This window comes from Jutongia huaianensis, from assembly GCF_014384985.1.
Classification (GTDB): Bacteria; Bacillota; Clostridia; order Lachnospirales; family Lachnospiraceae; genus Jutongia; species Jutongia huaianensis.
In genome coordinates this window covers 55,800-80,293 of the sequence record NZ_JACRSX010000011.1, presented here as the reverse complement: position 1 = coordinate 80,293, position 24,494 = coordinate 55,800, and the positions used below count along the sequence as shown (strand labels likewise).

The 24,494-nt window shown below is 44.7% G+C and carries 23 protein-coding genes; 6 read left to right on the top strand and 17 right to left on the bottom strand.

The annotated features are described in order from the left end of the window. Positions 1-106 precede the first annotated feature (106 nt). The 3 genes from H8704_RS08970 to H8704_RS08960 all read right to left on the bottom strand — a co-directional run bounded on the left by H8704_RS08970 (position 107) and on the right by H8704_RS08960 (position 2,449). The gene (locus H8704_RS08970) at positions 107-757 is read right to left on the bottom strand and encodes a GntR family transcriptional regulator (RefSeq protein ID WP_249298035.1); all 651 of its coding nucleotides are present in this window, start codon (positions 755-757) and stop codon (positions 107-109) included. Between the two features lie 40 nt (positions 758-797). Next, the gene (locus H8704_RS08965; protein ID WP_249298034.1) at positions 798-1,403 is read right to left on the bottom strand and encodes a cytidylate kinase-like family protein; all 606 of its coding nucleotides are present in this window, start codon (positions 1,401-1,403) and stop codon (positions 798-800) included. Between the two features lie 116 nt (positions 1,404-1,519). Next, positions 1,520-2,449, bottom strand: a complete 930-nt coding sequence (locus H8704_RS08960; protein WP_249298033.1) for an AEC family transporter — start codon at positions 2,447-2,449, stop codon at positions 1,520-1,522. 261 nt (positions 2,450-2,710) lie between these two features. On the opposite strand from H8704_RS08960, the gene H8704_RS08955 reads away from it, so the two are divergent. Next, positions 2,711-3,166: an Lrp/AsnC family transcriptional regulator gene (locus tag H8704_RS08955; protein WP_022465322.1), complete on the top strand. Its 456-nt coding sequence runs from the start codon at positions 2,711-2,713 to the stop codon at positions 3,164-3,166. A 4-nt stretch (positions 3,167-3,170) separates the two neighbouring features. Here H8704_RS08955 and H8704_RS08950 read toward each other — a convergent pair whose 3' ends face one another. The 8 genes from H8704_RS08950 to H8704_RS08915 all read right to left on the bottom strand — a co-directional run bounded on the left by H8704_RS08950 (position 3,171) and on the right by H8704_RS08915 (position 9,910). Further along, on the bottom strand, positions 3,171-4,001 hold the full coding sequence (locus tag H8704_RS08950; protein WP_249298032.1) for a DUF4392 domain-containing protein: 831 nt from the start codon (positions 3,999-4,001) through the stop codon (positions 3,171-3,173). Next, a complete protein-coding gene (locus H8704_RS08945; RefSeq protein ID WP_249298031.1) occupies positions 3,994-4,776 on the bottom strand; it encodes a LamB/YcsF family protein in 783 nt (260 codons plus the stop codon). Before H8704_RS08945 ends, H8704_RS08950 begins: the two co-directional genes overlap by 8 nt. Before the next feature lie 12 nt (positions 4,777-4,788). Beyond that, on the bottom strand, positions 4,789-5,586 hold the full coding sequence (locus H8704_RS08940) for a putative hydro-lyase (protein ID WP_330605911.1): 798 nt from the start codon (positions 5,584-5,586) through the stop codon (positions 4,789-4,791). A gap of 42 nt (positions 5,587-5,628) precedes the next feature. Next, on the bottom strand, positions 5,629-6,549 hold the full coding sequence (locus H8704_RS08935) for a 5-oxoprolinase subunit C family protein (RefSeq protein WP_249298030.1): 921 nt from the start codon (positions 6,547-6,549) through the stop codon (positions 5,629-5,631). A gap of 11 nt (positions 6,550-6,560) precedes the next feature. Next, a complete protein-coding gene (gene pxpB, locus H8704_RS08930; RefSeq protein ID WP_022465327.1) occupies positions 6,561-7,280 on the bottom strand; it encodes a 5-oxoprolinase subunit PxpB in 720 nt (239 codons plus the stop codon). 23 nt (positions 7,281-7,303) lie between these two features. Beyond that, on the bottom strand, positions 7,304-8,143 hold the full coding sequence (locus tag H8704_RS08925; protein ID WP_022465328.1) for an aminotransferase class IV: 840 nt from the start codon (positions 8,141-8,143) through the stop codon (positions 7,304-7,306). Positions 8,144-8,394: 251 nt separating this feature from the next. Further along, positions 8,395-9,498, bottom strand: a complete 1,104-nt coding sequence (locus tag H8704_RS08920; RefSeq protein ID WP_249298029.1) for a metal ABC transporter substrate-binding protein — start codon at positions 9,496-9,498, stop codon at positions 8,395-8,397. After that, on the bottom strand, positions 9,488-9,910 hold the full coding sequence (locus H8704_RS08915; RefSeq protein ID WP_022465330.1) for a Fur family transcriptional regulator: 423 nt from the start codon (positions 9,908-9,910) through the stop codon (positions 9,488-9,490). Before H8704_RS08915 ends, H8704_RS08920 begins: the two co-directional genes overlap by 11 nt. Before the next feature lie 183 nt (positions 9,911-10,093). Between H8704_RS08915 and H8704_RS08910 the strand changes: the two genes are divergently transcribed. The 3 genes from H8704_RS08910 to H8704_RS08900 are packed head-to-tail and all read left to right on the top strand — an operon-like array spanning position 10,094 to position 12,270. Next, positions 10,094-10,777: a rhomboid family intramembrane serine protease gene (locus H8704_RS08910; RefSeq protein WP_249298028.1), complete on the top strand. Its 684-nt coding sequence runs from the start codon at positions 10,094-10,096 to the stop codon at positions 10,775-10,777. A 19-nt stretch (positions 10,778-10,796) separates the two neighbouring features. Beyond that, the gene (locus H8704_RS08905) at positions 10,797-11,819 is read left to right on the top strand and encodes an SCP2 sterol-binding domain-containing protein (RefSeq protein ID WP_249298027.1); all 1,023 of its coding nucleotides are present in this window, start codon (positions 10,797-10,799) and stop codon (positions 11,817-11,819) included. A gap of 25 nt (positions 11,820-11,844) precedes the next feature. After that, entirely contained in the window at positions 11,845-12,270 is a 426-nt protein-coding gene (locus H8704_RS08900) for an HIT family protein (protein ID WP_022465333.1), read from the top strand. 116 nt (positions 12,271-12,386) lie between these two features. On the opposite strand, the gene malQ is transcribed toward H8704_RS08900, so the two are convergent. The 5 genes from malQ to thrS all read right to left on the bottom strand — a co-directional run bounded on the left by malQ (position 12,387) and on the right by thrS (position 21,283). Then, a complete protein-coding gene (malQ, locus tag H8704_RS08895; RefSeq protein WP_249298026.1) occupies positions 12,387-13,886 on the bottom strand; it encodes a 4-alpha-glucanotransferase in 1,500 nt (499 codons plus the stop codon). Positions 13,887-13,925: 39 nt separating this feature from the next. Next, positions 13,926-14,465: a flagellar export chaperone FliS gene (locus tag H8704_RS08890; RefSeq protein WP_182439789.1), complete on the bottom strand. Its 540-nt coding sequence runs from the start codon at positions 14,463-14,465 to the stop codon at positions 13,926-13,928. 30 nt (positions 14,466-14,495) lie between these two features. Further along, positions 14,496-15,824, bottom strand: a complete 1,329-nt coding sequence (locus H8704_RS08885) for a flagellin N-terminal helical domain-containing protein (RefSeq protein WP_249298025.1) — start codon at positions 15,822-15,824, stop codon at positions 14,496-14,498. Positions 15,825-15,838: 14 nt separating this feature from the next. After that, positions 15,839-19,147, bottom strand: coding sequence for a DUF6240 domain-containing protein (locus H8704_RS08880; protein ID WP_249298024.1), 3,309 nt, complete (start codon positions 19,145-19,147; stop codon positions 15,839-15,841). Between the two features lie 147 nt (positions 19,148-19,294). After that, positions 19,295-21,283, bottom strand: a complete 1,989-nt coding sequence (gene thrS, locus H8704_RS08875; RefSeq protein ID WP_249298023.1) for a threonine--tRNA ligase — start codon at positions 21,281-21,283, stop codon at positions 19,295-19,297. Between the two features lie 595 nt (positions 21,284-21,878). On the opposite strand from thrS, the gene H8704_RS08870 reads away from it, so the two are divergent. Both H8704_RS08870 and H8704_RS08865 read left to right on the top strand, forming a co-directional pair. Next, positions 21,879-22,625 carry an NAD-dependent protein deacylase gene (locus H8704_RS08870; RefSeq protein WP_249298022.1) on the top strand — a complete coding sequence of 249 codons (747 nt, stop codon included), beginning with the start codon at positions 21,879-21,881 and terminating at the stop codon, positions 22,623-22,625. 18 nt (positions 22,626-22,643) lie between these two features. Next, positions 22,644-22,910 carry a TIGR03905 family TSCPD domain-containing protein gene (locus H8704_RS08865; protein WP_022465340.1) on the top strand — a complete coding sequence of 89 codons (267 nt, stop codon included), beginning with the start codon at positions 22,644-22,646 and terminating at the stop codon, positions 22,908-22,910. 146 nt (positions 22,911-23,056) lie between these two features. On the opposite strand, the gene pyk is transcribed toward H8704_RS08865, so the two are convergent. Continuing rightward, entirely contained in the window at positions 23,057-24,478 is a 1,422-nt protein-coding gene (pyk, locus tag H8704_RS08860; RefSeq protein ID WP_022465341.1) for a pyruvate kinase, read from the bottom strand. Positions 24,479-24,494 lie beyond the last annotated feature (16 nt).

Below are 24,494 nucleotides of genomic sequence, written 5' to 3'. Positions count from 1 at the left end.
TTTTTAAAATATTTCGAATGCAACAAAGGCGCCACCACATAAGTGATAGCGCCTTTGTTATCTGTATACAGTATACACCTTTTGTATGGATTGTCAATATATTTTATCAAGAAAGTAACATTCTTTCTCCTGCATTTTTTACATGCTCATACATTGCCTCGGAAGCTTCTTTAATCTTATTTTGCTCTAACAGATCAACAATTCTTTGATGCTCCTCTAATGCCGTTGGTGTATATTTATCCAAAGTACCCGAAAGAACTAAGTAACGTTTACAGACCATATTGATCTTTTCAATCATATCATATAAAAAAGTGTTGCCGGCATATCTGGCAAACGCCAGATGGAAATCATACTCTGCATCCAGAAAAACCTGATGATTTTTGGCCTGCGTCAATTTTTTCATGATTTTGTTTAATTCCTTGATCTGTTTCGTTCCAATCTTTCCCTCTAACAAAGAAACGGCAAGAGGTTCCAGACTGCAGCGAACCACCAGAACATTGGAAATATCCTGACTTGTCACATTGGAAACCGTTACGATCTTGTTTTCATTTACTTCTGCCAGATGCTCCATGACAAGCTGCTTTAAAGCAGACCGGATCGGCGTACGGCTGATGGACAGCCTTTCTGATAACTGCTCCTCCGTCAACAGATCTCCCGGCTTAATCTGATTTGTAATAATTTCATCTTTAATGATGGCGTATGCCTGCTCCGACAAAGTGACTGGTTTTACTATCTTTTTCTTTTTATCTGTGCTCATATATAATCTCCTTTTCCAATTATACCTATAATACTATATTTTAAAACAACCAGTCAAATTTCTTTTTTACCATATCCACCAGATATTCTGCGGTTCCATCCACTCCCAGCAGACTGCTGTTGATGAGAATATCTTTGTAATTGATATCCTGCGGCTCATATTTTGCATATCTCTTGTGATACTGCAGTCTGGCCCGGTCTACCTCCTGAATCATCCGCTTCGCTTCTTTTGGATTCATATTTAAGCTATTGACACAATTATGATATCTCGCCTCAAACGGAGCATAAATATACACATTAATACAGTTCTTATAATTCCGCAGAATATAATCCGAACATCGTCCAACAATAATACACGATTCTCTGTCAACAATATCCGTAATTATTTTTTGCTGGATCTGAAATAACCGGTCCTGCATGCTGCGCTCTCCGGTACCAAGTGGAAAACGCATCTTAGATAAAAGACTGTTCCCGCTCTCCTCAATATCACTGACAACGGATACCGGCTGCTGCATCTCTTTTGCCGCCATTTCCACAATGTCTCTGTCATAATAATCGATATCAAGCATCTTTGCCATTTCCCTGGCAATGGGACGTCCTAAGCTGCCAAACTGTCTCGTGATCGTAATAACATATCTTTCCTGCATATTTATTCCTCCCCTTCGCATTTTATATTAAGCAATGTCCGGTGCGGCTTTGCTTGTATACAGTATACAGTTTTTTTCTTTTTCTGTCAATTTACATATCATTTTCCTAATAATATTTAGAAAAGACGATAACAATATACTAAAAACGGGATAGAAACTATAGATAATAAAGAAGATAAAATAATACTGTCAGAACATAATGTCTCTTTCATATGATTTTCTTTTAATAAAAGTACCGTCATGCTTCCCACCGGCATTGCCATCAGAATGACACTGACCTGGGCAAGCTCCTCTGATATGGGTAACCTTTTTAATACCACCGCCATAAAAAGCGGTACGAGGATCATCTTGACGATCAAAAAAAGATACAGCTTCCACTGACAGAAAATACGGTATAAATGCTCCTGCTGTCCTATGGATATGCCAATGACGATCAGCGCCAGAGGTGTCGCCACATTTCCAAGATAGGTTATGGTTGTTCCTAAGATATACGGAAGCCGGATATGACAGACAAAGATAAGTAATGCCAGCAGACAGGACAATGTTCCCATATTAAGAAGCGATTTTAAACTTCCCGGATGAAACTTGCTGTCAGAAGGCATAACCAGCAGATAACCATATGTATATAAAAGAATATTATACTCCAGAATAAATATCGCTACATAGATCAATGCCCCTTTGCCAAATATGGACTGTACGACCGGTATCCCGATAAAACCGAGATTGGAAAATACAAAGATTAAAGAATATATCTTCTTTTCTTCACAGCCTCCTGCAAATATCTTTGATATGGGCACTGCCAGAAGAATCAATACAAGAAATAAAACGGCTGCCAGAAAAACGGTACCTGTAATATTTTCTTCCCCATTGTTGGAACTTCCGATCACACTGCTGACGATGATTGCCGGATTAAAAACCTCTACGATCAGCTTTGATAAGCATGCGCCATCCTTCTGTGTCACAAGCTTCTTTTTCTGTAAAATGTATCCCACCAAAATCAGCAGAAATATAACAACCATCTGCTTTAATACAATCCCTGCGTTCATTTTCTCTCCCCTTTAATCTGCTGACGAATTGTGTCATATCAGATTTTATTTCTATAACTTTTCAGCATTTTGTATACAGTATACAACTGTATTTTTCTATTGTAAACACATTTTATCATAATTATTTTAAAACTTATTTTCTTTTGTTTAAATCAAAAAATTTTGAAGAATTGCTATTTTCTTTTTGATGAAAACGTTATATAGTGTATACTGTATACAGAAAATCCTTTTAACAAAAATCAGAAACAGGAGGTATCGCATATGGATCCGATCGACTACAAAATTCTTGAAATCCTGAAGAAAAATGCCCGTGAAAAAGCTTCCAATATCAGTAAGGAAATACATCTGTCTGTTTCTTCCGTTATTGAGCGTATCCACCATATGGAAAAGGAGGGGATCATTCAGGGATACACCACTCTGATCGATGAGAACAGTCTGGGTAACGATCTTACTGCGCTCATCGAAGTGCGTCTGGAGCATCCACAGTACACTGAAGATTTTGTGTCCTTCGTCAATCAGATCCCCTATGTGGTTTCCTGCTATTATCTTACCGGGAATTTTGATTATCTCATAAAAATCAGCTGCCGCTGCTCAAAGCATCTGGAGCAGCTTCATCAGATCATCAAAAATCATCCCGGTGTCGATAATACCTGCACTCATTTTGTCTTGAAAACCACCAAAAATATTTATCATGTACTTCCAAAGGATTCTGCATAAAGTTTCAGGCGATTGCCTCCTTCAGGGAGGTAATGATTTCTTTTTCTATCTCCATACTAAATCCGTCCGTTCCCATTTTCCTTTGTTTCGTAACACCATCAACACATCCCAGTGCCACGATCTGTGCCATATATTCCTCGATCTCTTCATAAGTAATAAATACCGGCCTTCCGGAAAGCTTCGCCATATAAGCTGCAAGCGCATATGCCCCCCAATTGGATGTGGTAGCAATGATCAGATCATCCACGGTAACGACACATGGATTTAATTCAAGTTTTTCCAAAATCACCTGTCTGACATTTCCCATGCCAATCTCATTTCCTCCGTCCCCTACTCCAATTGTTGGGATTTTCTTTTCGGCAGCCAGTTCAAATAAAGTATCAATACATGCCGTCTGTCCGGTTATACTGTCTCCCCGCATATTGGCATATTCGTTTTCCAGATTATGACCACACCTCTCAATAGAGATCATGTATACCGGCCGGTATTTTTCAAGAATCTCCTCATAAACAGACTGATCTGCATCGATCGCAACATACTCCACAGAAATATTTTTTAATTCAAAGAAACCTTCACAATATTTGTCTGTAATCACAATCCCATGATAGCCTAATCCCTCCAGTGCTTTTGCCACAGCCAGTGTCCCAATGGGTCCGTCCGTTTCCGCATATCCGGCAACATAAAAACCTGTTGTGATCAGTACATTACCCTTTGGTGCCTGAAGCAGCTTCTCTGCTGCCATTTTACAATAATCTTTCTGCAGATATTCTTTTAACAGTGTCATTCCCCGTTTGGAATAACGTAACGTCACTTCCTCCGGTGTCCCTTTATTCATAACATTCTCCAATCACCCGGCTCATTGGTGCTGTTGCAATGCCTGCTTCATCCAATGCCTTTTTTATTTTTTGTACAAACAACAATGCTTTCTCTCCATCCCCATGAACACAGACAGAGTCTGCTTTCACCGGTATTTCTTTCCCTGTTATGGCAGTAACAGTCCCCGTCTGTACCATTTTCAGTACACGTTCGATTGCTTCTTCTTCCTCTTCAATCATTGCTCCCGGCTGTGTTCTCGGCACTAACGAACCATCCTCCATATAGGCCCTGTCGGCAAATACCTCTCCTGCTGTTTTCAGCCCTGATTTTTGGGCTGCCTGAACCATTTTTCCACTGCCGGGTCCCAACAGGATCAACTCCTCATCCACTGCCCGGATTCCCCTGCAGACTGCCATGGCAAGCTCCTCATCCTTATCGGCCATATTATATAATGCACCATGGGGCTTTACATGCTGCATCTTGACGCCATACGCTGCACAGAACGCTTTTAATGCTCCAATCTGGTATATAATGAGATCCGTGACCTCTGCGGGAGCGACCTTCATATTACGTCTTCCAAACCCTGCCAGATCCTGATATCCCGGATGTGCTCCAATCTTAACGCCACATTCTGCCGCCATCCGGACAGTTTTGTCCATGATCACCGGATCCGATGCGTGGAAGCCGCATGCAATATTTGCCGATGTGATCCATGGCAATACCTGCTCATCCATTCCAATCTTATAATTTCCAAAGCTCTCACCCAGATCACAATTTAAATCTACCATTTTCATCCACGATCCCTCCTAATCTGATCCATACTTCAATTCAATATTTCTAACATCTGTGATCAGCATATGTCCCGGCGCATGGGTGATACAGAAATCCGGCTTTGATTCCATAATGACATTTTGCGGTGTCACGCCACATGGCCAGAATACCGGCACTTCTCCCGGCCGGATTGTAACCATATCCCCAAAATCCGGCCGGTCCAGATCACTGATCCCAATCTGCTCCGGTGCTCCAATATGAACCGGAGCCCCGTGAACCCGGGGCATTGCCCCGGTTACCATAACAGCCTTCGACACCTGTTGATACGGTATCGGCCGCATGCTGACCACCATATTTCCCCGAAACACTCCTGCAGACTGACATGGAATATTGGTTTTGTACATTGGAACATTACACTTTTCTTCAATATGACGGACAGGTATGCCGGTCTCCAGCATCTCTGCCTCAAAGGAAAAGCTGCATCCGATCAGAAAGCTCACCAGATCTTCTCTCCAAAAACTCGATATTTCCGAATATTCCCCCTGAAGCTCTCCATTTTTATAAATGCGGTATTTGGGAATCTCCTTTGTAATATCGCAACCGGGTGCCATTGTTTTCAAAAAAGGATCTCCCATATCCCCCACTTCAAGCAACGGGCAGGACCGGGGATTTCTCTGGGTAAACAGCAGAAAATCATACGCATATTTCTTTGGCAAAATAACCAGATTGGCCTGTGCATATCCTGCACACATACCAGCCGTTGGTCCGGTAATTTCCTGCGCTGCAATCCTGTTTCTTATGTCCTTTGGTTTTGCATAAAAATAATCCATCATTAACCCGCATCCTTCCATATCATCATTTTTTTGACGTCTCTTCTAAAAACATTCTTTTGATATCATTTCTTTGTACAGCTTCTGTGCCTTATCTACATCTATTTTTTTAAAGTGGATCCGATCCCCCGGCTTACACTGTGCAACCTTACTAAGATCCATCCGGCATACGGTACCAATCTTGGCGTAACCTCCCGTTGTCTGATGATCCGCCATCAGAATGATCGGTTTTCCGCTTGCCGGAACCTGAATGGAACCAAAGGTGATTCCATCGGATACAATGTCTGTACCATTTTTGCTCTCAATCATGCTGCCATCCAGCCGGTAGCCCATACGGTCACTATCCTCCTGCACCCGATAGTACCCGGAATAAAAAGTATGCAGCCCCTTCTGGGTAAACATTTCTTCCTGGGGACCCGGAATCACCCGTACTTCCACCTCGCCCGAATACTCCGGGATACTTACTTTCCGATTTTTAATTTTGGAAAACGACACACTATTCTGTCCAATTTCCAGCACATCTCCCCGTTTCAATTTTCTCCCATGAAAGCCGCCCATTTTACATCGTATATTTGTGGCATAGCTTCCCATAATCAATGGAACCAAAAATCCACCGGATACAGCAAGATACGTCCGACATCCCCTGGACGCCATCCCCAGATTCAGAACGTCTCCCTGCTTCGCTGTAACGGCCCGGTTTGTTTCCACCGGCTGTTCCCCTATCTCAGCCCCCATATCAGCTCCTGTGAGTGCAAAGACGGTATCCTGCGTGAACCTGTAGCTGCCACCATATACCGTAAATTCCAAAACTGCTGCAGTCTCTGGGTTTCCCACCAGATAATTCGCTTTTCTGTACGCCTGCTGATCCATAACACCGGAACAGGTCATACCTGACTGCTGATACCCGTACCGTCCTAAATCCTGTACAGTGGTCAGCATCCCCGGAATAATAACCTCAACTGCCATAATCGCTCCTTTTACTCCTGTATTACATCAAGTGAATATGTTCCCTTTAAAATCTCCTGTCGTATATCGTAATAATCCATAATAGAAATTGGCACAAAACGTATATATTCTCCGGCCTTAAAAAGAACAGGATCCTCCCGGTGCGGATCATAAAGATCTACCGGAGTTCCTCCGATCAGACGCCAGCCTCCGGGGGAATCCATGGGATAAATTCCTGTCTGATCACCACCAATTCCAACCGCTCCCTTGCCAATTTTGACCCGTGGTGTATCAAGACGCGGAACCTCCAGACGTTTATCCAACCCGCCTAAATACACAAACCCAGGCAAAAATCCCAGCATATATATTTTGTAATCTGTCCCGCTATGAAGCTCTATGATTTCCTGTCTGGAAAGACCTGTTAATTGTTCCATTCCCGATAAATCCACGCCAAACCTTGCACCATAACAGCACGGAATCCGAATAATTCTTTTATGTACCGCCGTGTCTGTTTTCAATTCTCTGCCAAGGACAGAGATTATCATGGAAAGTCTGGAATAAGATATCCGGAGCATATCGTAATAAATCATCAGAGAGCGAAAAGTAGGAACCATCTCCGTAATTCCGGGAATATTCTCCCGGCGTATTTTCTTCGCCAGAGCATGTACTTTCTCGTTGACTTCTTCATCTACCGACGTTCCAAATTCCGCCACCAGTGCGCTGTCACCTGCCGGCATTACCTTTATATCCATAATAATCCTACATCCCTCTTTTCTTATTCCGTTGCATCCATATATTCCTTTAAAAGTGCCTGTCGAAGTTTGTTTACAAGCTCCGTTGCCTTACCGCCAACCGGTTTTCCATCCAGCTCATCCGCACATAAACAAAGCTTGCTGGAGCTTGTCACAAGAATCTCATCTGCTGCAAACATCTCTTCCAAGGTGTAAGGAGTCTCACTGACCGGAATTTCCAGTTTTTTACACATTCTTATCAAATGTGCTCTTCCTATCCCCGGAAGGATCAGATTATCTGTTGGTGCTGTGATCAGCTTTCCATCCTTAATGATATGGCAGTTACTGTGTGCACACTCTGTCACGCGTTTTCCTGGCCTGTATAATACAGTCTCATCTGCCCCTGCCTTCTTTGCCTTTTCTGCTGCCATGACGGATGGAATCAGATTTAAAGTCTTGATATTGCAATGGAAAAACCGGGTATCCGGTGTTGTGATCAGTTTGATCGGTTTGTCTCCGGCATCTACCGTATCAGGCTTTAACATGATCCAAAGATTTGCTTTTCCCTCCGGGAAGACGTGATTTCGGATACCGGTTCCCCTGGTCACCTGATAATAAACAAACAGATCACCGGTGTCCATTTTCTGAACCATTTCCTGAAGCAGCTCCTTCAGCTCCTGTTTTGTAACCGGCATTTCAATGTCCAATAATCCGGCACTGTTAAAAAAGCGGTCAATGTGTTCATCGATTGCAAAAATCTTGTAGTTTCTGCATGGACCGGCATCATATACTCCATCACCAAACCAGCAGACACGGTCATTCATGGGAATACTCATTTCCTCAAGCTCTCCAAATTTTCCATTATAATATCCTAAAGTTTTCATCGTTTTTCCTCCATTTCATTTCTAAAATAAAAAAGACAGCAATAGAGCTTTTGAAAGCTCCATTGCTGTCCGTCTGTTGATATTACAACAAGTATTTTTATGATTCACCCAAAGTGTATGCCGGTTTTTCGGGCTTGTCAAGACGAATGAAAATTTGCCAAATTTTTTCGGATATTTTGTTTTTCATCAAAAAATTTTCTGTCTGTTATGAACCTTTTTTTATTATTTAAGCCTGACATAGATCCATATTTTTAACCTTCTAATGCATCCCTCAATACCTTTACATTTTTTTCCATCAGACTCACGTAGGTTTCTCCTGCGTCAAACTGCTGCCTTGTAACATTGTGGCAGGTATAAAAGGTCTCCACCTTTACCTCGTGCTCCTTCGTGGATGTTGCTTCCGCTACTGCCTTCGCCACCTTATCACTTGTCAGTTCAATCTTTAATACCACCGGAAGCTTCCGTTCTTTCACCTGACGTGTGAGATATGTGATCGTCTCCGCACTTGGCTCCGTATCACTGCTGCAGCCCGCAAATGCTGCCGTATAATCAAGACCATATTCCTCCACAAAATACCGCAGTGGAAAACGATCCGCAAATGCAAGATATTTGTGCTTCGCCCGGCTTGTCACCTGCCGGATATCCTTATCCAGCGTCTGCAGCTTTTTAATATATTTGTCCGCATTTTTCTGATATTGTTCCTGATGCTCCGGGTCCACCTCTGCCAGATCCTTCGCAACCTGTGCCACGATCTTCTGTGCATTTACCGGGGAAGTCCAGATATGTTCATCTATCTCACCTGACGCATCAGAAGCTTCGTCTGTTTCATGATCGTGCTCTTCCTTTTCAGATGCGATATGATCCGAATCTTCTGTGCCATGTTCTTCGTGATCATGTTCCTCACCCTTTTCCTCCTGCATCCCTTCGACATGCTCTTCCACAAGAGTATCCACATGCCGCATCATCTCATCTGCCACAATGCCTTTATTATCCGCAGACTCTAATACCTGTCCAACCCATTGCTCATTTTCACCGCCATTATACAAAATCAGATCGGCCTGTCCCATCTGAATCATATCCGATGCCGTCGGTTCAAAGGAATGGGTGTCCATCCCGGCCGGCAGGATCAGAGACACATCGGCATATTTGCCTGCCACCTGTCTGGCAAAATCATAATATGGAAATAATGTTGCTACCACTTTAACCTTGCTGTCCTTTTTATTTTGCCCGGATGTCTGGTCTGTGCCTGCGGAAATGCTGCATCCGCTGACAACCAGCATGACGGCACTAAAACATGCCACTATCTTCCATAAAAACATTCCTGTTGTTTTTTTATCTGTTCTTTTAATTCTCATTTTTGTTTTTTCTCTCCATACATTCATTACACATACCATAAAACATCGTTCTGTGAGGATTTACCTGAAAGCTGTGTTCCTCCAGCACATGATCATATAACTCCTCCATATGGCTGCAGGCCATGGGGATCATATTGCCACAATTTTCGCATTTCAGTAAAAACGATCCCTCATCCTCTCCGGTATACTGATAGTGTGCCCCGCTGTTGCCATCCAATACAATCTTATGGACAAGGCCTTCCTGCTCAAATTTGTCCAAATGACGGTAGATCGTCGTGAGACCAACCGACTGTCCCTGCTCCTTCAGATGAGCAGCAATCTGGCTCACGGTCACATAACGTTCTCCCCCTGTCATCAGATATTCCAGAATGATCTTTTGCTGTTTTGTATGATAATGTTTTCCTTTATTCACTTAATTCACTCCATTCCCTCATAAAAGAATTTTCCGGCTCCCACCCCAAAGCCTCCAGGGGGGAGTTATTTGTCATATTTGAAAACCGTTTTCATATTACACACATTTAAGGAAAATGTCAATCCATTTGACCTTTCTGTTCTTTATGACTACAATAGAAAAAAACAGAAAGGATACGATGATATGGAACCATATACAGACAATGATATGACAGAAGACGTCTCCGAAAATGATGACAGCGATATCCATCGTTATCTGCACTCTGCCACCGCTATTCTGATCCTGATCAATGTAATTATCTTCTTGAAGACAGATATTTCCGGTATGATCGGCGGGGAGGACGTCTGGATCGACAAGGGATGCCTCTCCTGGTATCATTTTTTTTACCGGCATGAATATTACCGTGTACTGACCTGCATGTTTCTCCATGGAGGAATTGATCATATTTTTAACAATATGCTCTGCCTTTTTTTTATGGGAAGCTTTCTTGAACAGCACATTGGCACTCCCCGCTTTCTGATCCTTTATTTTTCTTCAGGAATTATTGCAGGCTTTACGTCTATGGTTTATAATATGCTATTAGGAATAAACACATTATCCATTGGAGCATCCGGTGCGATTTTTGGTATTACCGGAGGTCTTCTTGCACTGGTACTTTTTCACCGTAAGGAAATTGAAATTGATTACCGCCAGATGATATTTGCTGCTTTCCTGAGCCTGTACAGTGGTCTGACGGATCAGGGTGTGGATAATGCAGCCCATCTCGGAGGCTTCTTAGGAGGACTTCTCCTGGGTCTTCTGGTTGGCATCCGTAAGCAGAGACAGCAAACAAAGGATTCCTTCGGATCCGGCTCTCTCTGGAAATAATTAGGAAATGAGGAAATATATGCAGCGAATCAATATTTATTATGGTGGCCGCGGACTCATTGAGGATCCCACCATCTATGTAATGAATAAACTCACAGAGGTTCTTAACGAGCTGAACATTGATGTAAAAAAATATAATTTATATGAGGATAAACGCGGTATTTCCGTACTCCCCAAAACACTGAAGGAGGCAGACGGCGTCATTCTTGCCGCTTCTGTAGAATGGCTTGGCATTGGCGGTCTGCTCCAGCAGTTTCTGGACGCCTGCTGGCTGTACGGTGACCGGGACCGCATCCAAAATCTCTATATGTTCCCACTGGTCACGGCGACAGCTGCCGGAGAGAAAACGGCATACCAGACGCTGGTTCAGGCATGGGAAATACTTGGAGGCATTCCCTGTGAAGGAATCTGTGCTTATGTGGAGGATTATACGGAGTTTGAAACCAATCCGGACTATGCTCTTCTGATCGAGAAAAAAGCTGAGAGCTTTTACCGTTCCTTCTCCAAAAAGATAACGATGTTTCCATCCAGTACCAATTCCATCTGCGAAAATGTACTTCAGCCCAAAACCATGCACCTGACCCCTCAGGAAAGTGAGCAGTTATCTATGTATGTTTCCGACACCAATTACGTTCAGAAACAAAAAGAGGATATCGAGGAACTCACCAGTATGTTTAAGGGGCTTCTGGGAGATGATGCAGAAGAAACGGAGACCACACCGTCAGATATCTCGGAAGATCCATTTGCTTCATTTTTGAAGGAGCATTTTCAAGCTGTGACACCGTTGCACGTATGTTATAATCTCCAGTTTGAGGACGGAAGAATTCTTTCCCTTGAGATTGATAACGAACATCTGGAATGCCGTAATAAAGAAAACCCTTCTGCTAATGTCCAGATTAAAATAAATCACCAAACAGTAAAACAGCTTATGAACGGTGAGATTACCATGCATAATGCATTTCTCTCTGGTGCCGTATCTGCAAAGGGTGATTTCAAACAGATCCGTACATTTGACACGGTTTTTCCTTTTCAGCGGGCTTAATCAAAAAGAAAAGAGGTAAAATATTATGAGTAAAAAAATGGTAGACGATTGTATTTTCTGTAAGATCAACAAGGGAGAGATTCCTTCCACCACAATCTATGAGGATGACGATTTTAAGGTTATGCTTGATATCAATCCGGCTTCCAGGGGACATGCTGTGATCCTTCCCAAAAATCACGCAGCAGATCTCTTTGAGCTAGAGGACGAAGATGCAGAAAAGCTTTTCAAGGTAGCCCGCAAATGCGCCAAAGCGATGAAGGAGGTACTCCACTGTGACGGCATCAATGTACTCCAGAATAACGGAGAAGCCGCCGGTCAGACGGTCTTTCATCTCCATGTGCATCTGATTCCACGTTACAAGGGCGACACCGTCAATATCTCCTGGGAACCCGGTACACCGGAGGAAAATGCGGCAGAGCTTGCGGCTCAGATCAAAGCAGCAGTCAGATAATAATTATAAACGAAATCATCTGGTATTACTTATTTCCCAAAATATTAAAATAAGCCACCTGATCAACATCCGGGCACCTGTTGATCAAGTGGCTTGTACTATTTTTCGTACAGATATTAACGATTATAAATCCGGCACAGCTTTTTCAGATAACGGCAATGCTCCCTGGTAAATGCTCCCGGAAGCATACGCCAGCGCCAGTTTGTTCCCACCGTCGAAGGCAGGTTCATCCGGGCACGATTATCCAGTCCGAGGATATCCTGCATCTGGAAAATTGCAGTATTGGCAATGCTCCCATATCCCAGCCGGATCATCTCCATAGGAATCTGCTTTTTTTTCTTTACCTGTAGATAATCCATCACATATTTCAATTCTTTTTTCTTTTTAACTCCATAAAATCCCATGATCGTTTCATTGTCATGAGTTCCACCATATACAAGACAGTTGGGATCTTTATAATTATGTGGCAGATATTCATTATCTGCCGCGCCATCAAATGCAAACTCCAGAATCTTCATCCCCGGCCAGCCTGTCTTTTGTATCAGCTTCCGTACATTCGGTCCAACCACACCCAGATCCTCGGCAATAATATCGGTTCCTTTTGTTGCCTCTTTGATCACATCCGTAAGCTTTTTGCCCGGTCCTTTTCTCCATTTGCCATCTACCGCTGTCGGGCAGGATGCCGGAATGGACCAGAAATTTACAATCCCGATAAAATGGTCAATACGGATCACATCATACAGCTTTGCATTTGCTTCCATGCGCTTATACCACCAGCGGAAATGATCTTTTTCCATTGCTTTCCAGTCGTAAAGCGGATTACCCCAGCGCTGTCCGTCTGCCGAAAAACAATCTGGCGGTACTCCCGCAATATTGATGGGTTTCTTTCTCTCATCCAGTTCAAAAAGATCCGAATGTGCCCATACATCGGCACTGTCCATAGAAACGTACAGCGGAATATCTCCGATCAAACGAATCTTTTTCTTGTGGGCATACTTTTTAAGTCGGTTCCACTGCTGATAAAACTTATACTGACAAAACTCCCAGAAAGCGATTTCGTCTGCCAGCTTTTTCTGCCATTTTTTCACTGCATCCTTCTGACGGAATCGAATATCCTCCTCCCAAAGCTGCCATTCCTTATTGTCATTTTCAAACTTTAATGCCATATACAGACAATAGTCTGCGAGCCAGTAAGTATTTTGACGGCAGAAGGTACGATATGAAGATTCTTCCTGATGCTTGCTTCGATTATATGCTTTTTTCAGCACCTTAAAACGGTTTTGAAAGAGAATGGCATAATCTATGTCCTCCGGATCCTCTCCCCACTCCTCACTTTCTACCTCCTGAATCGTCAGAAGTCCCTCCTGAATCAGGGTATCCAGATCAATAAAATACGGATTGCCTGCAAAAGCAGAGAAGGATTGGTACGGACTATCCCCAAAACTTGTAGGTCCTGCCGGAAGTACCTGCCAGTATTTCTGTCCTGCTTTTACCAGTCTGTCCACAAAATGGTATGCTTCCTCACCCAATGTACCAATACCATACGCAGAAGGCAGACTGCTGATGGGCAGCAATACTCCGGCTCCTCTGTCATCTAAAAAATTTTTCTTTTCCATATTTCATTTATGCCTTTCTCATATATTTATGATGTTTCACTATACCTGAAATCCTCTCCCAAGTGTTCCGGGATCAATCGCGACCTCATTGAGACTGCCTTTACCGTAGGTCAGTCCGGCATACACCTGCTGGCTGTTTTCCATGACCGGTCCCGACGTATCCTGTTTGGCAATCTCCTCAAAGCTTTCTTTCAATCCTTGAAGCACCCGCTCACAGGAAGCCAGCCCAACATTTTTCTTTCGTGTGATTGATTTTACCAGTTGTTCATTCACATATCGATATAACGAAGCCAGACGATAAGATACAGGGAACTGAAAGTCAAGACTGCCCCTTAATTCACAAAGGAAGCCTTGTACCCGTTTTAATTCCACATCTGCAGTATCAAAATCCTCTTTTTCAAATGCCTGACCTGCCTCTGCAAGGCTTTCCAGCATCAGTTCATATATGATCACCACCAGCTCGCTGCGGTTTGCCTGACTGATCCGTGTCGTATATATTTTTTTATTTTCTTTGTCCATACTAATCCAGCATTCCTTTCCCAGCCCATTCCCATTGAGCCGCAGATACAATATTGGCATAGCGGATTCCATTCGCTTTCGCCATTATCATTACTGCAATAATGACATGATCTGCTGTGGTCTGTTATTTGCCTGTGCAAGCATAGATGTTGCCGCCTGGGAAAGCACCTCATACTGTGTATATTTTGTCATCTCATCTGCCATATCCGTATCGCTGATCCGTGACATTGCCTCTGTAATATTCTGGCTGCTGAGGTCCAGACTGGAAGTCGTTGTCTCCAGACGATTCTGATAAGAACCAAGTGTCGATCTGGCTCCGGATACCTTTTTGATTGCCCGGTCCATACTGTTCAGTGCATTCTCTGAGCTGTATTGAGTACACAGATTGATCTTGTCATTTCCATCGGAAGAACGCAGTCCCAGATTCAGGCAGGATACCTCCGGAAAATTCATATTCAGTGTCTGTGACTCATTGGCTCCGATCTGTACTGTCATATACCCTGCGTCAAAAATTCTTAAATCTGCATCTCCTACCGCATTTGTCTCGATCTGCATCTCAAAGCCTTCATTATCACGGATTGTTACCAGATTTCCATCACTGGAATAGGTTGCAGTACTGCTAAAACCATCCTGAAATGTGATTTTGGCCTCTTTTCCATTCGCAACCTTCTCTCCCGTACCATCAGAATATGTAATCTTTTCCAGACTTCCTGTGGCTCTTGTTTTAAATGTAACAGACCCGCCGTTTCTCTCCATGTCAATATTCATGGCGTCACAGGCAGCCTGAAGCTTCTCTGCAACGGCATCATCATTCATGGTTGCCGGAAATTCAATTAATGTCTTATTTAATTCGATACTGCCCGGCACAGACGGCAGCGGAACAGTGAGCTCTGCCGGTTCTGCCACCTGATCCACCGTCAGCTTATAATCTCCCTTCTCAACACTCATAGAGGTATAGACCGGTTTAATATCAATGTTACTGCTTCCAAAGGTACGGGCTGCAGAACCATCCAACAATGCTGTTCCGTTGAACTCCGTGGTCGTCGCAATACGATCTACTTCGTCCAGAAGCTCATCCACTTCTTTCTGAACAGCCTCGCGATCCTCCAGTGCATAGGTATCATTTGCCGTCTGCACTGCCAGCTCTCTGACTCTCTGAAGAATAGTTTCAATCTCCCCCATCGCTCCCTCAGCGGTTTCAATAATCGACTGTCCATCCTGTGAGTTGCGGGATGCCTGATCCAGTGCACGGATCTGTGCCCTCATTTTATTGGTAATGGCCATTCCTGCCGAATCATCCGCCGCCTTATTGATCTTGTAACCGGAACTCAGTCTCTCCAGACTGGAGGAAAGACGGGAATCCGTTCTCTTTAAATTTACATTTGCCATCTGTGCTGAAATATTGTGATTAATTCTCATATTTTACCTCTTTTCTATAAGTCAGTGTCATCCTGCTTCATCGTATCCATTACATAACGTACTACGGTTTTGGCTATCCGGTACAGAGAAGAGGACGGTACCTTTTCTCCTGCCTTTGCCGTCATTGCTTCCACACGGGATCTGTGGTTCATGCTGTAGGATATATTTTTTACATTGTAACCATCCTGCTGTAATGCCTGGGTAAGCTTCTCCCCATCTCCGGAAAGTGTGTCATATCCCTCCCGGTCATCACACAAGACAAGTCCCTTGATCTCTCCCTGCTGAACACGAAACTCCGCCGATATATTGTCCATATAGATCTGCACTCTGCCGGTATCCTCTTCTCCCTGAATCAGGGTAACATTCATAGTGGTAACCTGATCCCCCGTCACAACCGGCACATCATAGCTGTATCTGCCGGCTCTGCTGCTCTGAAAGATCATACCGGTACGAAGCTGTTTCAATCCCCGAAGCTCATCACTGGTGATCATTTCTTTTTCATAAGAATGTTCCAGTATCTTTTCCATGCTTTGGCCAAGCCGGTCATAACTCTGAAGCAGCATATCCTCCTGATCCAGCGAATCAGGGATTTCCTCCATACTCTGACGAAGCTCATCCTGTTCGTCCCCGGACACATCCCGTCGCCGCTCGTGGATCTCATGATATACGTCATAATTCTGACAGATCAATTGATGTGCTGCCTGAATATTGTTAATCGTATCCGGAAGCCCCATCTGCTCCAGATACCGGATGCTTTCCTGACTCTGTTCCACAGTCTCCCGAAGCTGTGAGGCAAGCTGTTCATACAAACGCTGCTGCGTCTCCCGGCTTCCCTCTGCCTGTTTCAGCTGCTCCTGCAGACGCTCCAACGAATGATCCAACAGCTGTTCCATATCCCCATCGCTTATCTCTCGCAGCGCTGCCGGTTCCATTTCGTTCATTATCTGCCTGCTTAAGCGTTCATAATATTGCCGTGTACTATCTGAAGAAGAGTCTCCGGAAAATTCTTTGCCGGAAAACGCATTATCAATCTGTTGTGTAATATTTTTGGAAGTATACCGTAAATCGGACAAACCACCAAAATCATCATCGATGCGGGTGTCCACGCCTTTTCGTTTTTGCGTCCGTACTGCTTTTAATAAACTGCGAAGATTCATCTCCCAGCCGGCCTCCATTACACTTCCAATGGCTGCCCCATCCGAATCCTCCACCTGATGCATGAGACGGAAAAGACCGATATACCCGTCTCTTTCCTGCTTTGTCAGCCCCTGTTCCTGTTCCAGTCGCCAAAGATAACGGCTGTATTTTTCCTCCGATGAGATATCCTGCTCATCCGCAAGTTTCGCCAGTCTTTGATCCAATTCATCCAGCGGCAGATCCAATGGATTCTCTCCCTGCTGTACCAGCTTCATCACCAGAGTCGGCTTCATATGGTCTAACACGGAATTTACCTGCGCATCCAGTTCCTTCACTTTCGTTATGTTCTGTTCGGTAATTTCCAGACTGTTATATCCCAAAATACGGACAGCTCTCTGATTCGCCTGTGTATCTTCCATACCAAGACTATCTAAAAGCTCCGGTACATTCTGAAACGCCTTCTGGAGCGAATCTCCCAGATCAGTTCGAACCTGTGTCCCCACCGCCTCATAATCTGTCTGATACTGTCTTGTCTGTGCTGCGGTGCTGACCGCCGCGCGGTGAAGGACGTTCATCGTCAGAAGCTCATGCTGTCTGGCACCAATGCCAAGTATCGATGCAGGTGCTTTCCGGATATCCTCCGCCCGGGCAATGCTGTCCTGCACCCGATCCCACTGTGACTCATCCAGTTTCATATCCGGCAGAATCTCCTGATAGTCCTTCTGCTCCTGCTGTCTCAGTTCTTCTACCAGTGCCTTTAGCGGAGTGACCTGTATATCAATTCCCTTCTGCGCCATTCTTACGGCAGCCGGAAGTGTCATTCGCAGCCGCAGTTCCTCCAGCTGACGCTGTGTCACGGTAATCATTTCCGAAAAAATTGGCCGATTATCTGTTTGAGAGCCTCCATTCTGCTGCGCTTCAGAAGCTTCTGTAACATTGTCCGGGTCTTTTCTTTCACTCTGTCCACTATTCCGGACATCTACTGACTGTTTCAACTGTTGCATTGTCACTTCACTCTGTCCGACATTTCGCACAGTATTTTCCACATCCTCCGGAGTGATCTCCTCCAGAGTCTGCAAGGCATCTATCGCAATAACGATCTGTCGGTCATCCAGTGATGCCTGCTCCGGTGACGCCCCTGTCTGCATCGCATATATGATCTGATCTAACACTTTCTCCGGTGTCATATTTTCTGAAATGTCCCTCATCACCTGCATGACATTGATATTTTCCGGTGTCACTGCAATTTCATTGGCAAACAGCCATTTGGCATCTGCCAGCACCGCTTCATCCACGGAAATACCATTTTCCTGTAAAAGTCCGGTAATCTGTCCCTGAAGCTGCTGCCATACCTCTTCATCTACTACTGAAATATCCAGTGCTCCCGACGCAGAATACTGTCCATGATACAAATTTTCAATGGTAGGCGCCATCTGATTCTCCAAAATATAAGCCTCGGCATCCTGTGACAGCTCCGGCAGAATCGTGGTCATCTGAACCGCAGATGCTACCCTCGCTACATTAGCCTTTGTTACCGGCAGATCCGCTTCCCTTAAAGCGTTTTCAATCTGTGCCGGATCCATAAGCTGTGTTACTCCCTGTTCCTGCAGATTTTTGATGGTTTCCCGGTATTCCTTACTGTTCTCGATATTTTTTTGTACATTCTCCTTCTGCCACTGACGATTCTCCTTATGGCGTTCAATGGTCCGGTCAAGTGCCGACGCTTTATATTCCTCCAGAGCTCCCTGCTCTGATTCTATATTCTGATAATCTTCTCCTGTCAGCACGGCAATATTTTGTCCTGCCTGCTGCTTTGCCCCGGAAACTTTTCCGCTGTCATTCAGATGATCAGAAAAAGAATAGGAGGATGCGCTGACCGTTGTTGCGATCATCGCCCTGCTCTCTGAAGAGTCCGCTCTTCCAACCTCTTTCAGTACAATCCTTTCCTTTGACACTTCCATGATCTTAAAATTTCTCGTTTCGCCTTCCGTGGCATTTTGTACTGACGACGCAGGGACTGAAACCTCTGCGCCCTTAAAGCTGATGGAAACCTTGTCCGATACCCCGGAGATCACTCCCTGCACCACCTGACCCCGTCTGCCAATCTGCAAAAAGGAATCTGAACCAAATGCCGTCTTCCTTCTGCTGACATTGGCGGTCTGTGCTATGATATCATTTACATTCATGTTTCGCTCACCTTTCCAGTCTGTTTGTTTCGTTTGCTTCATCAACGAATACTCTGTTATGTACATCGGCAAAATTGCAGAAAATATTAAGAGGGAGCAGACCATTCTGTTGATCTGCTCCCTCTCGTTATATACTTTTATTATTGCTTATTTCTTCTCGTCCTCCGGAAGCTCCTTGCGAATCTCCTTGGTACGGATCTCCTGACAGATATCATTGATGAAATCTGCCAGAGGCTTCTGACCCTCATCTCCGGCAAAACGGCTGCGGACAGAAACAAGACCTGCCTCTTCCTCCTTGCCGCCGACAACCAGCATATACGGAAGCTTATCCATACGTGCCTCACGGATCTTATAACCAATCTTCTCAGAACGTCCGTCTACTGTAGCATCGATGCCGTTCTTCTTCAGCTCTGCCAGTACACTCTGGGCATAGTCCATATACTTGTCAGAAATCGGAAGCACACGAACCTGCTCCGGACAAAGCCATGTCGGGAATTTGCCTGCATACTTCTCGATCAGCCATGCAAGAGTACGCTCATAGCATCCGAGAGATGTTCTGTGGATAATATAAGGACGCTTCTTGTCACCGTTCTGATCAATATAATACATATCAAAACGCTCGGCCAGGAACATATCCAGCTGGATCGTGATCATGGTGTCCTCTTTTCCGTACACATTCTTTGCCTGAATATCAAGCTTTGGACCGTAGAACGCAGCCTCTCCTGCCTCCTCTGTATATTTCATACCGATATCATCCAGGATCTCACGCATCGCACCTTCTACACGATCCCATTCCTCAGCATCACCAAGATACTTGTCCGGATGCTCCGGATCCCACTTGGACATACGATAGGTAACATCTTCCTCCAGTCCCAGTGTCTCCAGACAATATTTTGCCAGGCGGACACAATTCTTAAACTCGTCGGCAATCTGCTCCGGTGTACAGATCAGATGTCCCTCAGAGATCGTAAACTGACGGACACGGGTCAGACCGTGCATCTCACCGGAATCCTCGTTACGGAAGAGAGTCGATGTCTCACCCATACGATAAGGAAGGTCACGGTATGACTTCTGGCGTGCCTTATATACATAATACTGGAACGGACAGGTCATTGGACGAAGCGCAAAAATATCGCGGCCAGAAATGCTGTTTCCATTCTCGTCCTCATCATCCTCTCCCAGGAGGAACATTCCCTCTTTATAATGACCCCAGTGATCCGAAATCTTATAAAGATCTGATTTTGCCATCAGAGGGGTACGGGTACGAACATAGCCCCACTCATTATCCTCCAGATCCTCGATCCAGCGCTGCAGCTTCTGGATCATCTTCGTTCCCTTTGGCATGAACAGCGGAAGTCCCTGACCAATCACGTCAACGGTAGTAAACAGATCCATATCACGGCCAAGCTTATTGTGGTCACGGTTCTTAATATCTGCCAGATACTCCAGATATTCCTCCAGATCGGCTTTCTTCGTATAAGCAGTACCATAAATTCTGGTGAGCATCTTATTGTGCTCGTCTCCTCTCCAGTATGCTCCGGAAGAAGCAGTCAGCTTAAATGCCTTGATCGGCTTTGTACTCATCAGATGTGGTCCCGCACAAAACTCAATGAAATCACCCTGCTGATAGAAACTCAGTTCATCGGTATCCGGATGCTCCTTGATCATTTCTACTTTATACGGCTCATCTCTCTCTGTCATAAGCTTGATCGCCTCATCCTTTGACAGAGTATAACGCTCCAGACGGTCTCCCTTTTTGATGATCTTCTTCATTTCCTTCTCAATGGCATCCAGAGCATCACGGTCAAGGCTTGGCATATCAAAATCATAATAATATCCATTGTCAATAGCCGGTCCGATGGTCAGCTTTGCGTCCGGATAAAGATTCTTCACAGCCTGAGCCAGAACATGGGCACAGGTATGACGATATGCTTTCTTTCCTGCATCGGAATCAAAGGTCAGAATATTTAAGGTACAATCCTTGTCTACAATAGTACGAAGATCCTTTGTCTCTCCATCAATCTCTCCCACACATGCTACGCGTGCCAGTCCCTCACTGATATCAAGAGCGATATCGTAGATGGACATTGGCTGGTCATACTCCTTAAAGGAGCCATCTTTTAATGTTACTTTCATGATTTCCCTCTTTTCTGCGCTGCCGCATTTTACGAATCCCGACGCAGCGCCCGCCACAGATCCGTCTTTGAATCCTTGTCAGAAGAAGACCATAAGTTTCCTGGTAAAATCCAAACAAAAAAGCCCCCTCTGACATACCATGTCAGAAGGGGCGTAAATTCATACGCGGTTCCACCCTCGTTCGTGGGATCAAATTGCCAAAAAGCTTTATCATAATCCCTCCGGTCATATACGCCGGATCGATTCAAATAATCCTGCTATGGATCATATCTGATCTCACCTTCATTGTGACGGTAACGGTGTCGGCCGGGCTGGATTAAAGCCACTCAGAGCTGGTCTTCCATCGCTTTGTGAATGAGGCAGTCACAGCAACCGGTATATCCGGTCTGCCTCTCTCTGGAATCACGCACGCCATGTACTCGTCTCTTCAACGTATTATCTTTTATTAGAATATCACAATTTTTAAAAAATGCAACCATTTTATTTCACTTTCAAATATGCTACACTAAAAAAGGGCAAAGCCTGTGTTTTCCCCTCCAAGAATTGCTTCGCAGTTCTCGTTGATTTGATCATCCAATTGAAAGGAGACTTGCTGATGGACGAAAAAATATCACAGCTTACAAATATTTTACAGGAAAGCGATAACATCGTTTTCTTTGGCGGTGCCGGTGTTTCCACAGCATCCAATATTCCGGATTTCCGCAGCTCCAACGGACTATACAGCAAAAAGCTGGGACAGAATTTTACCCCGGAGCAGTTAGTATCCCACACTTTTTTTGTCCGCTATCCGGAAGAATTCTTCGCCTTTTATAAAAAGAATCTCGTTTACCCGGATGCCAAGCCAAACGCCTGTCACATAGCTCTTGCCAAGCTGGAAGATATGGGCAAGCTGAAGGCCATCGTCACCCAGAACATTGACGGTCTTCATCAGGCGGCAGGAAGCAAAGTGGTTTACGAGCTTCACGGCTCTGTCCTTCGTAATTACTGTACCCGTTGTCATGAATTTTATGATGCTGATTTCATTTTACAGTCAGAGGGCGTTCCTCTCTGTCCGAAATGCCATGCCCTGATCAAACCGGATGTAGTCCTTTACGAGGAAGGACTTGACGATACTGTGATCACCAGATCCATCGAGGCCATTCAGGCAGCTGACACCCTGATCATTGGAGGTACCTCTCTGGTGGTATATCCCGCTGCCGGTCTGATCAATTATTTCCATGGGAAACATCTGGTACTGATCAATAAAAGCTCTACCCCTGCCGACGGAAAGGCAGATCTGGTTATCAATGACTCTATTGACAAAGTGATGGAAAAAGCGGTATCATCACTACAATCACAATAAGATAAGGGAGATGTTATAATGAACTATGTATATAAGACAAGCGGAACCTGTTCCTCTGAAATCCACTTCGATATTAACGGTGATGTGGTAAGTAATGTATCCTTTACCGGCGGATGCAATGGCAATCTGCAGGCAGTATCCCGTCTGGTAGACGGTCAGACCGTAGACTGGATCGAGTCAAAGGTGAAGGGCATCAAATGCGGTTTCAAGCCAACCTCCTGTGGAGATCAGCTTGCCAAGGCTGTCCGTGAGGCATACGAAGCAGCGCAGAAGCAGATGGCTTAAGACTTTTGCTTAGATTGGCAATATTTGTTAATTAAATCAGCAGCAGCTTTTACTAACAAAACAGGCAGGATCACTTTAAGAGAATCTCTTAAAATGATCCTGCCTGTTTTATGTTAATGTGGTTTTATCTCTCCATTTCCTACAGATTACCGCACCGTTTCCACCTTGATCATATTGGTAGTTCCGGAAACTCCCACCGGTACACCGGAGGTAATAACCGCAGTATCTCCGCTTTTGATAACACCATGTGCCTTTGCCACCTCAATCGCATGATCAAACAGCTCAAAGACATCATTTTTTTCCTCAACCGGGAATGGCGAAACACCCCATGACATATTCAGCTGGCGGCATACCTTTTCGGAGGTGCTGCCCGCAATAATATCACAAGCCGGACGATACCTGGAAATCATTCTTGCCGAACGCCCGGACTTCGTTACGGTCACAATGGCACTGGCATTTAAATCATATGCCGTCGTACATGTTGCGTGACAGATCGCATCCGTCACATCCGGATTTGCCTGTCTGGCTCTGCTGTAAAAGCGTTTCTGATAATCTACATCCTGCTCCGTACGGCTGGCAATACGCACCATGGTCTTTAATGCCTCTACCGGGAACTTGCCTGCTGCCGTCTCTCCGGAAAGCATAATGGCACTGGTGCCATCATAAACGGCATTGGCCACATCTGCCGTCTCCGCTCTGGTAGCACGGGGATTTTTCATCATGGAATCCAGCATCTGAGTCGCAATGATAACCTGCTTTCCGGCCTCATATACCTTATTGATGATCATCTTCTGCACGATCGGCACTTCCTCCTCCGGAAGCTCCACTCCCATATCTCCGCGGGCGATCATAATGGCATCGGATTCCCGGATGATCTCATCAATATTGGCAACTCCCTCTGCATTCTCAATCTTTGCAATAATATTTACCGCAGAGCCACCATTGGCATCCAGCAGATTACGGATCAGCTTAACATCAAATGCCGTGCGCACAAAGGATGCGGCAATAAAATCAACATCATTCTTAATACCGAATAAAATATCGGACCGATCCTTCTCACTGAGATATGGCAGGTTTACATGACCTCCCGGCAGATTCACGCCCTTATGATCGGATACCACACCTTCATTTTTGACTACGCACTGAATCGTGTTTTTGACGATTGCTACAACCTCTAACTCCACCAGGCCATCATCGATCAGTACCGGGGCTCCCACTGTCACATCCTCACAGAGATGATCATAGGTTACTCCTACATGTGCATTATCTCCCTCAACCTTTTCTCCGCAGACCAGAGTAAACTTCTGTCCCCTCTTTAATAATGTCTTTCCTTCCTTAAAGGTGTCCAGACGAACCTCCGGTCCCTTTGTATCAAGAAGGATCGCTACCGGCTTATCACATTTTTTTCGTATTCTCTTTAACCGGTCCATTCTCTGTTTATGCTCCTCATGGGAACCATGGGAAAAATTGAAACGGGCGACATTCATCCCCTCGTTAATGAGCTGCTCAATCACCTCATCCGAGTCCGTTGCAGGTCCAAGTGTACATATAATCTTTGTTTTTCTCATAATCCTTTCTCCTGTC